Here is a 15,145-nt window from a genome sequence, read left to right as displayed (position 1 = left end):
CATTTTGGGTTCTATCATTCCGCCATGTATGGAATCAAAGACTTGCCTTTCTAGTCCCGCTTATAGCCAAGCACCATTCGAACCAAGGCGATGTCTTGCATAACGGTCTGCCTTAGAGGGTAAGGGCGCTTTGGGTGCTTGTATCCAGGCGAAAATATCCTGCCAAACGGCGGGCGCATTGAGGTCACGCAAGAGCATGTGGTAGCCGTTTTCATAAAAGGCCACGGTTTTTTTCTGGGTTTGGGTTTGTAAGAAACTGTCGATGAATTGGTAAGTGGGTTTTTTAGGGATAATTTGATCATTATCACCATAAAGCACCAGGCTAGTTTGGTCGATTTTTCCCGCTTGGTGCCGGGCGGTGTCCATTAAATCCGCCAGTCCGTATAAGGTTTCGACGCGTGTGGCCTTGATCACCAAGGGATCTTGGAACAAGGCTTTTAGCATGGGGATATTGTCAGACGCTTGCACTTTAAGCCCCCTGCCGGTCAGCGTCAACGAGGGCAGGGTATGCGCGAGTGACCATAGCAAGGCTTGTTGGTACCAAGGCATGGTGTCCCTGGACCAAACTGCCGGTGCGGAGAGGATAATGCCGGCAAGTCCAGGATTTATCGTTTCACCAAGGGTGGCGATCACTACGGCTGCCCCCATGCTTTCACCGAGCAAATAAACCGGCAATTGTGGGTGTTTATCGTGGATTAGGCGGATAAATACTGCCAAATCCTGCACATAAGCCGCCGTGCCGCTCCAGAAGCCGTGGCTGGGGCTGCCGCCAAAACCCCGTTGGTCATAGGCGTAGCAAGCGATGCCTTGTTGGCTGAAAAATTCGGCGGGTTGTTGGAAAAATTGGCTGTAATCATTAAAACCATGGACGGCTATCAATACGGCGTTGATTGGCTTTTGGGTAGGCAGCCATTGCTTGAGCGGCAACATAACGCCATCGGCGGCGAGATAACGCTGTTTGAGCAATTGGGAGGTTATGATGGGTGGGCCGGGTTGGTGAATTTTGGGCATACAGCCCGAAAGCAAAAGCAGGCAACAAATACAATACAGATAGCGGGGGCGGTGAATGGGGTTCATCGGCTTGACAGGCAGCGACAGGCGGAGTTTGACGAGGCTAGCTGCTTGCAAAGGGCTTAATTGAAGATTTCTTCGAATGAATAACCATGCGTGTGCATAATTTCCTTTAATTTTTTTAAACCTTCCATTTGGATTTGCCGGATGCGTTCGCGGGTGACGCCAAGTTCTTGGGCAACTTGCTCAAGCGTGGATTCCTGATAGCCGCACAGCCCGTAACGGCGGCAAATCACATCGCGTTGTTTTTCTGGAAGTTCAAAAATCCAGTGGCAGATATTCAACCGGATGCCATCAGCCTGGATTTTCTCGTCATGCGGGACCGCCGCATCATGGCTGAGCGAATCGAGGATAGGTTTGTCGAGGTCTTGGGAACTGGGCATGTCCACCGAGGTGACCCGCTCATTGAGCTTAAGCATTTTTTCGACTTGCGACACAGGCCGGTCAAGATGTTCGGCGATGTCTTCGGCATTGGGTTCGCGGTCCAGCAATTGCGTCAGATGGCGTTGTGCTTTTAAGTAAGTGTTCATTTCCTTGACGATATGGATCGGCAAGCGGATAGTCCGGGTTTGGTTCATGATGGCGCGTTCAATTGCCTGTCTGATCCACCAAGTGGCATAGGTGGAAAACCGGAAGCCTTTTTCAGGATTGAATTTTTCCACGGCGCGTATCAAGCCAAGGTTGCCTTCATTGATCATGTCCAGCAAGGGCAGGCCACGGTTGATGTAGCGGCGGGAAATTTTAACGACCAAGCGCAGATTACTCTCGATCATGATGTTGCGTGCTTCCCTATCGCCTTGTATGGCGCGTTTGCCGTAGGTTATTTCCTGTTCTGCGGTCAGTAATTTCGAACGTCCCAGTTGGTTGAGATAGACACGGGTGGCATCGAAGTCATAGCTGGTTTTGGCTTTTATTACGGCAACTTCAAGATCCACTATGTCTTGTATCGAGCTGATATTGCCCTCGTCGTCAAAAGAAAAATCATCGTCAAGGCTTACGCCTATCTCGTCATCCAATGGTTCCAATAGTTCTTCATTCATAAGTAATTGCCGGGATTAGTCGGGTTATGTGGATAGCCATAATCACTATTTAGGTAACAATTTAAGCGGGTTGACCGGGATGCCGTTTTTTCTGATTTGGAAATGCAAGACGCTGGGTTTGTTATTAGGGGGCACAATTTCGGCAATGCGTTGGCCTGTTTTTACCTGTTGGTCTTCATTGACAATGACACGGCTATTGTTGGAATAAGCCGTTAAATAGTCGCCACTGTGTTTGATGATGATAAGGTTTTTGAGGTTGCTGAGGCCTTGCCCTGTGTATACCACAAGCCCCGCCTGCGCCGCCAGTACGGGTTGCTTGCCGGATTTGTTCTCTATATCAATGCCTTGATTGTTCGTTTGCGTAAAGCCTTTGATAACCCGCCCATTGATAGGCCACTTGAAGCCTGACTTTAACATTTTTTTATTAGCAATTGAAATATTTGGAGTTTTTTGCTCAATAGCAAGTGTTTTGCCAATAGTTACTGGCGATTGGCTTTTTTGGGGTTTGATTATAACGGGTGTCGATGGCTTTTTTGTGACGAAAATTGTGGTTTTTTGAATTCCATCGCGGTTTTTTTTGATAGCTGTTGTATTGGCTTGCGTTTTATTGGTTTGTGGGGGGGCGGGGGGCTGGAACAGTTTGAGGATTTGTCCTTCCCTTACTTGGTAAGGCGACGGAAGATAGTTCCACTGTGCCAGATTTTGAAAGATTTGGCCTGTTTTGACACTGATTGAATAAAGTGAGTCGCCGGTTTTTACCAGATAGTATTTTTTAGGGTCAAGCCTAGTGTCGGTTGTGACGGTCTTTGGGGGAGCAATGACGGATACCGGCGTTTTAAGTTTGGGATGCTTGCCGGGCGTGGCTATGGCGGCGGCTGGTTTGGGGATATTGACGGGTTTGGCTGTTGTAGGCTTTTCGTTGGGAGCGGCAATAGGGTTTTTCGAGGCTTTGTCGATCTGCGTGCTTGGCGTTTGCGCCTGAATTGGAGTTTGTGTCTGACCAGGCTGTGTTGCGGCAAAACCAAGATTTTGCCAACCTAGGGCTAAGGTCAGCATCAAAGGGGCAAGGAAAAACGGCTGGATGGGGTTGCAGTGCATAGCGGTTATTTTTTCAATAATATTTGTTTGGCAAGATTGATTTTCGCAGCCAGGTAATCGGAGCCGCCCCGGTCAGGATGGTTTTTCAATATCAACTTGCGATGTGCGGCAATGATGTCCTGTTCCGATGCGCCTGGCTTTAAGCCGAGGATTTCGTAGGCTTCGTCAATTGCCATGCCGCCTTTGCTGGCGGCTTGATGGGCTTGGCCTTGCTGTTGCGCGGTATAGTGCATCCACAGCCTGTGCAGATGGGGGAAGTAATGCAGCAAAATCGGTATTAACCTAAAAATATAAGCAATAATGACTGCTACCAGCGCGAATAAGGCGTTTAACTTGCCGGTTAGCGTCAAAAACAAAACTATTCCGCCGATAGCGCTAAAGCCTATAATTCTGATATATTTCTTTAAATCCCCCGTCGGTTTTTTCAATATGCCGCGTAAGGCAAAATAGCCAATGATAATTAGCAGCAAAAGTAAAATGATCCGGATCAAGACATGCTCCGCAAGGAATAATCGAGTCGACGCTGATTAAAATAGAGGGTGTGCCAAATAATACCCTAGAATAACGGATAGAAGATAACACTCTGATGAATTGCCTGCCATGCAAAACCACCCAATCCCTGTTTTAGGTTTCGTCGCCGCAAGCGGGACAGGCAAAACCACGTTGTTGGCGGTATTGATTCCGCTATTGAAAAATCTGGGATTGCGTATTGGCGTAATCAAGCACAGCCATCATAATTTCCAGATCGACCAGCCCTGCAAAGACAGTTTCCGTTTGCGTGCCGCCGGTGCCTCGCCAGTGGTGCTGGTCTCCCCCCATCGTCGTGCCGTCATTACTGAAATATCGCCGGAAAGGGAGCCTTGTCTGGATGAAGAATTAAAGCAGTTTGAGTTTGCCGGGCTGGATTTGATTTTGGTGGAAGGCTTTAAAGCGGAGAAATATCCGAAGGTTGAATTGCACCGGAGCGTACTGGCGCAGCCGTTACTTTACCCAAATGATCCTGATATTATTGCTGTCGCCAGCGATGTTATGTTGCCCGTTCCTGATTACTTGCCTTGTTTGGATTTAAATCAACCGGAATTGATCGCCCAATTTATTTTCAGCACCCTACTAAAGTTATCATGATTGATGCGTGTGCGATTGAACCCCAAGCGTTATTAACGGTTGATGAAGCCTTGGCAAAAATCAAAACGGCCATAGTGCCCGTGCAAGGCATCGAAATGCTGCCATTAAGAAACTCGCTAGGGCGTATTTTGGCAAGTGCGGTTTATGCACAGGCGAATATTCCCCCTGACCGTAATGCGGCGATGGATGGTTATGCCTTTTCAAGCCAAGATATTGCCGTTGATTGTGTTTTTACTTTAACCTGTGTCGGGACATCATGGGCAGGGCGGCCTTTTCAGGGAGGTCTAAACTCTGGCGAGTGCATTAGGATTTTTACGGGCGCGGTGGTGCCAGAGCAGGCGGATTCCGTGATTATGCAGGAGCAAGTTCGGGCGGAAGGCTCAAGCATCCATTTTCCGGCACAAACCAAAGGCAAACAGAATGTCAGGCTCGCGGGCGAGGATGTAAGGCAGGGCGACAGGGTGTGCTCTTATCCAAAAACGGTGACGGCGGCCGATTTGGGCTTATTGGCGGCTATCGGTATTGCAGAAATACCAGTGCTTCGACAGCTAAAAATCACCTTTTTTTCTACTGGCGATGAGCTTGCCGAGTTGGGGCAAGCGTTACAAGCGGGGCAAATTTATGACAGCAACCGTTATCTTTTAAGCGGTTTGTTAAACGATTGCCGTTATACCTTTATTGATGGCGGCGTTATTGCCGATGACCCAAACCAGCTCGAAGCGGCCTTGTTGGGGGCCGCCAAACAGAGTGATGTCATTATTACCACTGGTGGGGCTTCGGTTGGCGAGGCGGATTATGTCAAGGATATTTTGCAAGCTTGCGGGCAAGTGGAGTTTTGGAAAATAGCGATGAAACCCGGGAAACCGCTGGCGTTTGGCAAAATCGGCGGCAGTTATTTGTTTGCTTTGCCGGGCAATCCGTTAGCCGTGTTTGCGACCTTCCAAAAGTTTGTGTTACCCGCATTAGCACAATTGATGGGTTTGCCTACCAGACACCCCCTGCGTTTAACGGCGACTTGCCGCAGTATCCTTAAAAAATCCCCCGGTCGGCAGGAATTCCAATGCGGTATTCTTAGCCAGGAGGCCACTGGTGAGTTTATTGTGGCTTCCGCCGGGCAGCAAGGTTCCCATTTGCTTAGCACCCTTCATAAAGCCAATTGCTACATAATCTTACCTGGTGGTTCCCAGGGTGTGCAATTGGGTGAACAAGTCGTTGTTGAGCCTTTCAGTATGTTGATTTAGTTGCTTGCGTTGTTACACAGGCATGGCAATCATTAATTGTCGGAACCATAGATGCCTTAAACGGCTGATTCCGTCAGGACTTTGGCAAGCCGGATTGTCTTGAACGGGGAACTGGCAATCCCCTCCCCATCTTAGGACTAGCCACTTTAGCTTGTTGCCATTAGTTTTAGCCAGCAAACCATTTTTTAAACCGAGTAACAGGATCAAATAGTGCATATCCATATTTTAGGCATTTGCGGTACGTTTATGGGCGGATTGGCGGTGATTGCCAGACAATTAGGCCATCAGGTGTCAGGTTCTGACCAGAACGTTTATCCGCCGATGAGTACGCAGTTGGAACAACAGGGCATCGAGTTGATGGAAGGTTATCGGGCGGACAACCTCGATAGCCAGCCGGATCTGGTGGTTATTGGTAATGCCTTGTCACGCGGCAACCCCGAAGTCGAAGCGGTTTTGAACCGGGGCCTGAATTATGTCTCCGGCCCGCAGTGGCTGGCAGAGCATGTGTTGCATGGTAAATCGGTGTTGGCTGTCGCGGGTACGCATGGTAAAACCACGACCACGGGCATGTTGAGTTGGATACTGGAATATAACGGCATTAAAGCCGGTTTTTTGATTGGTGGTATCCCGTTGAATTTTGGCGTTTCCGCCCGTCTTGGCGATGCGGGATTTTTTGTCATCGAAGCGGATGAATATGATTCGGCTTTTTTTGATAAGCGCTCAAAATTTGTCCATTACCGTCCGCGCACGGCTATCCTGAATAACCTCGAATACGACCATGCCGACATTTTTCCCGATTTGGACGCGATAAAAAAACAGTTCCACCATTTGGTCAGGACGGTTCCGGGCGAAGGCCTGATCATCAGCCCGGAATGCGATGCAAATCTTAATGAGGTGTTGGCGATGGGCTGTTGGACACCGGTTGCAAAAACCTCAATTGATGGCTATGCCCAATGGAATGCCCATTTGCTAAAAGACGATGGCAGCCAATTTAAAGTGTATTTCGAACATGCCGACCAAGGCACCGTCGATTGGGCGTTGACTGGCCGACATAATGTCTATAATGCCTTGTCCGCCATTGTTGCGGCAAAGCAAGCCGGTGTGATGCCATCTGCGGCAATCGAAGCGTTGGCACGGTTTAAAAATGTCAAACGGCGCATGGAAGTGATCGCCCAAATCAAGGGCGTGACTTTATATGATGATTTTGCCCATCATCCGACCGCCATCGCCACGACTTTGGATGGTTTGCGTAAGCAAGTCGGGCAAGAACGTATCATTGCCATTGTCGAACCGCGTTCAAACACCATGCGTATGGGGGTTCATACCGAAACGCTGGCGAAATCCTTAAGCCAAGCCGATATGGCGATCATTTACCAGCCGGAAGCGATGGGTTGGGATTTAAGCGCACTCAAGCAATATGCCGATAATATCGAAATTTGTGCGTCACTGGACGGCATCATCACGAACTTGCTCGCGGAAACCCCCCGTGGCGGGCATTTTGTCTTGATGAGCAATGGCGGTTTTGGCGGCATCTATCAGCGGCTGCAAAACGCGTTAAACGAACTTTAACCTAAATAGGTAGTGACAATGGAGATAACTGGTATTCACTGGTTGTTCAAATTAGAATAGGACGCAGATTGAGCGTTCAATTGACATAATGATCCACCCAACTTTGACGGACTTTTAAATGACCGATTATAAACTGACACATCTTAAACAGCTGGAAGCTGAGAGCATTCATATCATCCGTGAGGTGGCTGCTGAATTTGAACGTCCTGTGATGTTATATTCAATAGGTAAAGACTCTGCGGTCATGTTGCATTTGACCATGAAAGCCTTTTTTCCTGGAAAACCGCCTTTTCCTTTGATGCACGTCGATACGACCTGGAAATTCAAGGAAATGATCGCGTTCCGTGATTCATGGATAAAGGAATTGGGTTTGGATTTGCTGGTGCATGTCAACGAAGACGGTGTGGAACAAGGCATAGGCCCGTTCACGCACGGCAGTAAAAAACATACCGATGTGATGAAAACCGAGGGGCTAAAACAAGCCCTGAACAAATATCAATTTGATGCGGCTTTTGGTGGTGCGCGTCGTGACGAAGAAAAGTCGCGGGCGAAAGAGCGGGTGTATTCGTTCCGCGACAAAAACCACACCTGGGATCCGAAAAACCAACGTCCTGAATTATGGAACATCTACAACGGCAAGATAGATAAAGGCGAGAGCATACGCGTTTTCCCGCTGTCGAACTGGACAGAGCTGGACATTTGGCAATATATCCATCTGGAGCAAATCCCTATCGTACCGCTGTATTTCGCCAAAGAACGTCCGGTTGTGGAAAAAGACGGCATGTTGATCATGGTCGATGACGGGCGTATGCCGATAGGCCCTGATGACAAAGTTGAAATGAAAATGGTGCGTTTTCGGACCTTGGGATGTTATCCATTGACTGGCGCGGTGGAATCGACTGCGACAACCTTGCCTGAAATCATTCAGGAAATGTTGTTGACGACCACTTCTGAACGTCAAGGGCGATTGATCGATCATGATCAATCCGGCTCTATGGAACAGAAAAAACGCGAAGGGTATTTTTAATTAGTCTTCCGTAAACGCCATCTATAACAGAACTCCAGAGAATTACTATGTCCCACCAATCTGACTTAATCAGCACCGATATTAACGCCTATTTGGCGCAACACGAACGCAAAGAATTGTTACGCTTTTTAACCTGTGGCAATGTCGACGACGGCAAAAGTACGCTGATAGGCCGTTTGTTGCACGATTCCAAAATGATTTATGAAGACCAACTGGCGGCCGTACAGGCCGATAGTGTCAAATCCGGCACTACGGGCGCGGGTAAAATTGATTTGGCCTTGCTGGTTGATGGCTTGCAGGCCGAGCGTGAGCAAGGCATCACCATTGATGTGGCTTACCGCTATTTTTCCACGGCGACGCGCAAATTCATCATTGCCGACACGCCGGGCCACGAGCAATACACAAGGAACATGGCGACTGGCGCATCCACCTGCGATTTGGCGATCATCTTGATTGATGCCCGTTACGGTGTGCAAACCCAAACCAAACGCCATAGTTTTATCGCGTCGCTGTTAGGCATCAAGCACATCATCGTCGCCATCAATAAAATGGATTTGGTGGAATACCGCGAAGAAAAATTCAACGAAATCAAGCAAGACTATTTAAAATTTATAGATACCTTGGACTTGCATGATGTCCAGTTCATCCCGATGTCGGCGTTGGATGGCGATAATGTCGTTAATCCCAGTGAAAATATGCCCTGGTACACCGGTGTGCCGATGATGGAAGCATTGAATACCGTCGTGATCACCAATGACCGTAATTTTGGCAATGCGCGTTTCCCCGTGCAATACGTAAACCGGCCTAACCTGGATTTTCGCGGCTTTTGCGGCACGGTGGCCGCCGGTGTGTTCCATAAAGGCGATCAGATTACCGCGTTACCTTCTGGAAAATCCAGCAAAATCAAATCAATCGTCACTTATGACGGTGACCTGGAGCAGGCGTTTTCACCGATGTCGGTCACTTTCACGCTGGAAGATGAAATTGACATTAGCCGTGGCGACATGATTGTTGGTAAAGAGCAAGTGCCTGCCATCGTGTCCGACAAATTCAAGGCCCATATCGTTTGGATGACCGAAAAAGCCTTGACGCCCGGTCGCCAATACGCGCTCAAACTGGCGACACGGACTGTTTTTGGATCGGTGTCATTGATCCATCACCGGATTGATGTCAATACCCTGGAGCATCACGATGCCAATGAGTTAAAGCTTAATGAAATCGGTTGCTGCACGGTGTCAGTTACGGCTCCGGTTGTATTTGACCCTTACAAAACTAGCCGTGGCACGGGTTCATTCATAATCATTGACCGCTTGACCAATGGGACTGTGGGAGCGGGGATGATAATCGGGGCGTCAGGGGATGAAGTCCTGCAATCGGTTAGTGCGGATGAACGTGCAGCACGGTTCAATCAAGTCCCCACTGCTATTTTATTGACTGGTACTGAAAACCAAGCTGTTGCTTACCAGTTGGAAAGGAAGCTGTTTGATAACGGTCACGCCACAACTGTTTTAGAAAATGAAGATGCCGCGTCGCTGATTCAGGCCATAAAAAATGCCGGATTGATTGCCATTTGTACGCATAGTAAAGTCGACTGTGCGGATCTGGCTTTCGATACCGATAAGCAGGCAATTGATGATATTTATAGCGATCTTAAAGGCCAACAAGTCATTTATTAAAAACCGATTGGGATTGTGGCGTCAAAATAAATCATGGCTATATGACCTAAAGATCATATAAGTAGGTGTGCATATATTTTTTAACATTTTAAGAGAAGCTGCCATTCCGGCAATCCCTGCCGGAATGACGATGCTTCCTCAATATTGCAGTGAAAACAGTGGACGTTTGTTCTGTGAAAATCAATGTTAAAAAACTTTTTCACACCTACTTAGCTGCTGGTTGATTATGCGGAAAAAGCGATTTCATAGCCGGAATATTTGCGGATATTAAGCACCCCGGCATCCAATAACAAATATTGCCCTTTAATGCCTTGTAAAACGCCAGTAATCTCAGGCGTTTTGGTTAAGCATAGGGATTTTATTTTGGCTGGATATTGGGTTATAGGAAAATCCAATTCGAGTGTTTGTTCTTGAGTTAGGAATTCAATGGCTTCAGGGGCGAAAGACTGTTTTATCTGAGTCAATTCCGTTTCGCATAATTTGATTAGTTCATCGCGCCGGGCGGTTAGGTTTATAGGTTCCGCCGTTTTTTTGAGCATTTGTTGCCAATTGGTTTTGTCGCTGATGTGTTTGCTGATGACAAGCTCAATCAGGCCGGAGATATGTCGGGATTTGACTTTGAAGATAGGTAGGGCCTGGGTTGCCCCTTGGTCAATCCACCGTGTCGGGATTTGCGATTGCCGGGTGATGCCTACTTTAATGCCGCTGGAATTGGCCAGATAAAAGATGTGTGGTTGGAAACAAAACTCTTCGCCCCAGGCCGGCTCCCTACAAGTGCCTGCCGCATAGTGGCAAGTATGCGGCGTCATGATGCACATATCGCATTGTGCCAATGAAATAAAACAAGGGTAACAATAGCCTTGATTGTATGTTTTTTTAATAGCCCTACTGCAATGTACGCACCGTATATTGCCGGTATTGACAAGTTTTATGGTTTTGCCGATTAATGGGTTCAAGGCGATTTTTGTGCTATCTAGTGGTAAATCATACAAAATTGGTCGGTTGATTTGTCCGTACAGTTTTCTTAATTGCCCCTGCATGAGCTATTCCTGTGTCTAAGTCAAAAACAACTGGTATAATGTCACAAAATCTGTGAGGTAAAAAGACTTAGATGCATCGGTAATTAGCTTTCCTTGATTTAATCAGGCAGCCCCGTTATAATCCAGCGAATTTTTGTTCGGAGTTAAATGTGACAGATAGAAGTACATCTACTGTCAGTAAAGTACTGATTTATCAATTGTTGATAATAATCATAGGTGTTGTAAGTCTTGCAGTAATGGGCGAATGGCAAAAAGCAACGTCTTTTACCTATGGTGGCTTAATCGCTTTTCTTCCGAACCTTTTTTTTGCCATACAAATACACAAAGCCACTGGCAAAGAAGCAAGAAAAATACTCAATGCTTTTTATCTGGGTGAGGTTGGCAAATGGGTTTTGACGGTCATCCTGTTTGTGGTGGTTTTTAATCTGCCCAATATAGAAATATTTTCGCTGCTATGCGCTTATGCGCTGGCGATTTCGGTTTTTTGGTTTGCGTTGTTGATGCGCTGATATATTTTAGAGAGGGAAATAATGGCTACCGAAGCTCATGCTGCCGAAGGTGCAACCGGATATATAATCCACCATTTGACTGCGTTACATGTGGGCGAGGGTTTCTGGACATTGCATCTGGATACCTTGTTTTTTTCTGCAGTATTAGGTGGTCTATTTATTTGGTTTTTTAAGACGGCGGCTGAAAAAGCCACTGCCGGTGTCCCAGGTTTAGTGCAAAGTTTTGCTGAAATGTTGATCGAGTTTGTTGACACCCAGGTCAAAGACAGTTTTCATGGCCACAGCAAACTAATTGCTCCATTGGCACTGACTATATTTTGCTGGATATTTCTCTGGAATTTTATGGACTTGTTCCCCGTTGACATATTGCCATTAGTGGGTTCATTAATGGGTGTCGAATACTTGCGGGTTGTGCCGAGCACTGATTTAAACGCCACGTTTGCAATGTCTATCTCAGTTTTTTTTCTGATTATTTTTTACAGTATAAAAATAAAAGGTGCTTGGGGATTTACAAAAGAATTAACGTTGCAGCCGTTTGGCCCTTGGTTATTGCCATTCAATCTATTATTGAAATTAGTCGAAGAGTTTGCAAAGCCGATTTCATTGGCACTTCGTCTATTTGGAAACCTTTATGCGGGTGAATTAATTTTTATCCTGATTGCTTTGTTGCCGTGGTATATTCAGCCTGTACTGAGTTTTCCTTGGGCTATTTTCCATATTCTTATTATTACTCTTCAAGCGTTTATATTTATGGTTTTGACGATTGTTTACCTGAGTATGGCGCACGAAGACCATTAATTTTTTTTACATTGAACTACTTTTAATAACTTTATATAGGCTGGAGGTTTCATGGAAATTGCAAGACTAATTGCAGATGTGCAAGGTATGACTGCTATTGCAGTAGGATTGGTTTTAGGTATGGGTGCTTTAGGAACGGCAATAGGTTTTGGTCTTTTAGGTGGTAAATTTCTTGAAGGTGCCGCACGCCAGCCAGAGATGGTGCCTATGTTGCAAGTGAAAATGTTCGTTGTTGCAGGTCTTTTGGACGCGGTAACCATGATTGGTGTTGGTTTGGCATTGTTCTTCACCTTTGCAAACCCATTCTTGTCTGCTGTACAAGCTGCTGCGGCAGGTTAATCGAATAGTCTAATTTTTATTAAAGGGGAACGCATCGTGAGTATCAATGCTACTCTGATTGGGCAAATGATTACCTTTGCACTTCTGGTATGGTTTACCATGAAGTATATTTGGCCACCTTTATTTGACTCTTTAGAAGAACGTAGAAAAAAAATTGCCGAGGGTTTAGCTGCGGCCGAAAAAGGACAGGAAGAAATGCAATTGGCTGAAAAGAAAGCCAAAAAATTTCTTAAAGAAGCCAAAGAACAGTCTTCGGAAATTATCAATCTTGCTCAGAAGCGTGCTAATGAACTTGTTGAAGAATCAAAAGAAACCGCTAAAAAAGAAGGTGATCGGGTGATTCTTGCTGCAAAAGCACAAATTGAACAAGAAATACAGCAGGCTAAAGAAGGTTTGCGTCAAGAAGTTGCCACGCTGGCCTTAATGGCGGCAGAGCAAATTCTCGGAGCTGAAATTGATCAAGCCAAGCATCAAGATATTATCAGCAAAGTATCCAATCAATTAGGTTAAGCGTAATGAGCGAATTAGCAACATTGGCAAGACCTTATGCGGTAGCTGCATTTAAATGGGCCAAACAGAATGATGCGATGATGAAGTGGTCGCAGAGTTTGAAATTTATGGCGGCTATTATGGGTGATAATGAAATTTCAATCGTCGTCAATAATCCTAAAGTCGGTAAACAGAAAGTATCGGAACTATTGCTTGATATTTGCAATGGGCAGATTGATGAAGATGATGCTAGCTTCCTTAAAGTGCTAGTCCAGAATGGTAGATTGGATTTACTATCCACAATTGCCATACTGTTTGAAGGGTACAAAGCCGAATACGAAGGCTATGTTGATGTGCAAGTATCAACTGCTTATGAGTTTTCTGAAGAAGCCTATAACCGACTTTCTGAAAAACTGCAAAAATCGCTAGGCAAAAAAATTAATATGAACGTAGCCGTTGATAAATCATTAATTGGTGGTGTTCTAGTACGAGCAGGTGACCGAGTGATTGACGGATCTATTAGAGGCCAGCTTCAACACATGCAAAAGGCTCTTCAGTGAGAGTGAGATAAAATCATGCAATTAAACCCATCTGAAATAAGTGATCTAATAAAAAAGAAGATCGAAAACTTCGATTTGAGTTCTGAATCTCATACGGAAGGTACCGTTGTTAGTGTATCTGACGGTATTGTGAGGGTACATGGCCTTTCTGGCGCAATGCAGGGAGAAATGCTGGAGTTTCCGGGCAATACTTTTGGAATGGCGCTCAATCTTGAAAGAGATTCGGTAGGTGTGGTCATTTTAGGATCATATCAACACATATCTGAAGGCGATACCGTAAAGTGTACTGGAAGGATTTTGGAAGTCCCTGTCGGTGAAGCATTATTGGGTCGTGTTGTTGATGCTTTGGGTAATCCAATTGACGGCAAGGGTGCTATAGATACGAATGAAACTTCCCCGATTGAAAAAATTGCACCAGGTGTAATTGCCCGGCAATCAGTTGATCAACCAGTCCAGCTTGGACTTAAATCAATTGATGCAATGATTCCAGTAGGCCGTGGTCAACGTGAGTTGATTATCGGCGACAGGCAAACAGGGAAAACAGCAATTGCGGTTGATGCTATTATCAATCAAAAAGGCACGGGTATTAAATGTATCTATGTTGCTATAGGCCAAAAGCGTTCGTCAATTGCCAACGTCGTCCGTAAATTGGAAGAACACGGTGCAATGGAGCATACCATTATCGTTGCCGCATCGGCTTCCGAGTCCGCTGCAATGCAATTCATTGCCCCTTACACTGGGTGTTCAATGGGCGAATTCTTTAGGGATCGCGGTGAAGATGCACTCATTATTTATGATGACTTAACCAAACAAGCTTGGGCTTACCGTCAAGTTTCATTATTATTGCGCCGACCTCCTGGTCGTGAAGCTTATCCGGGTGATGTGTTTTATTTGCACTCGCGTTTATTGGAACGGGCATCGCGTATTAATGCTGAAGAAGTTGAAAAATTAACGGGTGGTAGGGTTAAAGGAAAAACTGGTTCTTTGACAGCATTGCCAATTATTGAAACGCAAGGTGGTGATGTATCCGCGTTTGTTCCAACTAACGTAATTTCGATCACTGATGGACAGATTTTTTTGGAAAGTAACTTGTTCAACTCTGGTATCCGTCCTGCTGTAAATGCCGGTTTGTCGGTATCGCGGGTTGGTGGCGCGGCACAGACCAAGATCATTAAAAAATTGGGCGGCGGTACCCGCCTTGATTTGGCGCAATACCGTGAGTTGGCCGCGTTTGCCCAATTTGCTTCAGATTTGGATGAGAGCACAAGAAAGCAAATTGAACGTGGACAACGTGTTACTGAATTGATGAAACAAAATCAATATTCACCGATGTCTGTTGCGCAAATGGCCATTTCATTATTTGCGGCGAACGAAGGTTTCTTGGATAGCCTAGAAACCAGCAAGGTACTTGATTTTGAAGCCGCGCTACATTCCTATATGAAATCAGAGCATTCTGGATTAATGGACACAATCAATGCGACGGGTGATTTTAGTAATGAAATCAAACAAAGTATGCAAGATGCGATTGAAACTTTCATAAAAACTCATAGTTGGTAAAAGGGT

Annotated in this window: 16 protein-coding genes; 11 read left to right on the top strand and 5 right to left on the bottom strand. The window is 46.0% G+C overall.

The annotated features are described in order from the left end of the window. Positions 1-60: 60 nt before the first annotated feature. The 4 genes from PHH59_RS00550 to PHH59_RS00535 all read right to left on the bottom strand — a co-directional run bounded on the left by PHH59_RS00550 (position 61) and on the right by PHH59_RS00535 (position 3,700). Positions 61-1,011 (bottom strand): alpha/beta hydrolase, encoded by a 951-nt coding sequence (locus PHH59_RS00550; RefSeq protein WP_300009570.1) that lies wholly within the window; start codon positions 1,009-1,011, stop codon positions 61-63. Between the two features lie 122 nt (positions 1,012-1,133). Continuing rightward, a complete protein-coding gene (gene rpoS / locus PHH59_RS00545; RefSeq protein WP_300009567.1) occupies positions 1,134-2,111 on the bottom strand; it encodes an RNA polymerase sigma factor RpoS in 978 nt (325 codons plus the stop codon). A gap of 45 nt (positions 2,112-2,156) precedes the next feature. Then, on the bottom strand, positions 2,157-3,209 hold the full coding sequence (locus tag PHH59_RS00540) for a peptidoglycan DD-metalloendopeptidase family protein (protein ID WP_300009564.1): 1,053 nt from the start codon (positions 3,207-3,209) through the stop codon (positions 2,157-2,159). Between the two features lie 5 nt (positions 3,210-3,214). Continuing rightward, on the bottom strand, positions 3,215-3,700 hold the full coding sequence (locus PHH59_RS00535) for a DnaJ domain-containing protein (protein ID WP_300009561.1): 486 nt from the start codon (positions 3,698-3,700) through the stop codon (positions 3,215-3,217). A 109-nt stretch (positions 3,701-3,809) separates the two neighbouring features. On the opposite strand from PHH59_RS00535, the gene mobB reads away from it, so the two are divergent. The 5 genes from mobB (at position 3,810) to cysN (ending at position 9,847) form a co-directional block, all read left to right on the top strand. After that, on the top strand, positions 3,810-4,334 hold the full coding sequence (mobB, locus tag PHH59_RS00530) for a molybdopterin-guanine dinucleotide biosynthesis protein B (RefSeq protein ID WP_300009558.1): 525 nt from the start codon (positions 3,810-3,812) through the stop codon (positions 4,332-4,334). Continuing rightward, a complete protein-coding gene (gene glp, locus PHH59_RS00525; RefSeq protein ID WP_300009555.1) occupies positions 4,331-5,575 on the top strand; it encodes a gephyrin-like molybdotransferase Glp in 1,245 nt (414 codons plus the stop codon). The genes mobB and glp overlap by 4 nt, the downstream gene beginning before the upstream one ends. A gap of 210 nt (positions 5,576-5,785) precedes the next feature. Then, the gene (gene mpl, locus PHH59_RS00520; protein WP_300009552.1) at positions 5,786-7,144 is read left to right on the top strand and encodes a UDP-N-acetylmuramate:L-alanyl-gamma-D-glutamyl-meso-diaminopimelate ligase; all 1,359 of its coding nucleotides are present in this window, start codon (positions 5,786-5,788) and stop codon (positions 7,142-7,144) included. Between the two features lie 118 nt (positions 7,145-7,262). Beyond that, positions 7,263-8,171: a sulfate adenylyltransferase subunit CysD gene (gene cysD, locus PHH59_RS00515; RefSeq protein ID WP_300009549.1), complete on the top strand. Its 909-nt coding sequence runs from the start codon at positions 7,263-7,265 to the stop codon at positions 8,169-8,171. 47 nt (positions 8,172-8,218) lie between these two features. Further along, complete coding sequence (gene cysN, locus PHH59_RS00510; RefSeq protein ID WP_300009546.1) at positions 8,219-9,847, top strand: sulfate adenylyltransferase subunit CysN; 1,629 nt, start codon at positions 8,219-8,221, stop codon at positions 9,845-9,847. A 224-nt stretch (positions 9,848-10,071) separates the two neighbouring features. Here cysN and PHH59_RS00505 read toward each other — a convergent pair whose 3' ends face one another. Then, on the bottom strand, positions 10,072-10,887 hold the full coding sequence (locus tag PHH59_RS00505) for a DUF2797 domain-containing protein (protein WP_300009543.1): 816 nt from the start codon (positions 10,885-10,887) through the stop codon (positions 10,072-10,074). Between the two features lie 149 nt (positions 10,888-11,036). Here PHH59_RS00505 and PHH59_RS00500 point away from each other — a divergent pair, with 149 nt between their 5' ends. The 6 genes from PHH59_RS00500 (at position 11,037) to atpA (ending at position 15,139) form a co-directional block, all read left to right on the top strand. Then, entirely contained in the window at positions 11,037-11,396 is a 360-nt protein-coding gene (locus PHH59_RS00500) for an ATP synthase subunit I (RefSeq protein ID WP_300009540.1), read from the top strand. Between the two features lie 21 nt (positions 11,397-11,417). After that, positions 11,418-12,194: a F0F1 ATP synthase subunit A gene (gene atpB, locus PHH59_RS00495; protein ID WP_300009537.1), complete on the top strand. Its 777-nt coding sequence runs from the start codon at positions 11,418-11,420 to the stop codon at positions 12,192-12,194. A 69-nt stretch (positions 12,195-12,263) separates the two neighbouring features. Continuing rightward, positions 12,264-12,533: a F0F1 ATP synthase subunit C gene (atpE, locus tag PHH59_RS00490; protein WP_198007969.1), complete on the top strand. Its 270-nt coding sequence runs from the start codon at positions 12,264-12,266 to the stop codon at positions 12,531-12,533. Positions 12,534-12,569: 36 nt separating this feature from the next. Next, the gene (locus tag PHH59_RS00485) at positions 12,570-13,043 is read left to right on the top strand and encodes a F0F1 ATP synthase subunit B (protein WP_300009534.1); all 474 of its coding nucleotides are present in this window, start codon (positions 12,570-12,572) and stop codon (positions 13,041-13,043) included. Between the two features lie 5 nt (positions 13,044-13,048). After that, the gene (locus tag PHH59_RS00480) at positions 13,049-13,582 is read left to right on the top strand and encodes a F0F1 ATP synthase subunit delta (RefSeq protein WP_300009531.1); all 534 of its coding nucleotides are present in this window, start codon (positions 13,049-13,051) and stop codon (positions 13,580-13,582) included. 12 nt (positions 13,583-13,594) lie between these two features. Then, positions 13,595-15,139, top strand: a complete 1,545-nt coding sequence (atpA, locus tag PHH59_RS00475) for a F0F1 ATP synthase subunit alpha (protein ID WP_300010017.1) — start codon at positions 13,595-13,597, stop codon at positions 15,137-15,139. Positions 15,140-15,145: the final 6 nt, after the last annotated feature.

The sequence above is a fragment of the Methylovulum sp. genome, assembly GCF_028687615.1.
GTDB lineage: Bacteria > Pseudomonadota > Gammaproteobacteria > Methylococcales > Methylomonadaceae > Methylovulum.
The sequence above is the reverse complement of the archived record's forward strand: the minus strand, read 5'-3'. Positions and strand labels throughout refer to the sequence as shown.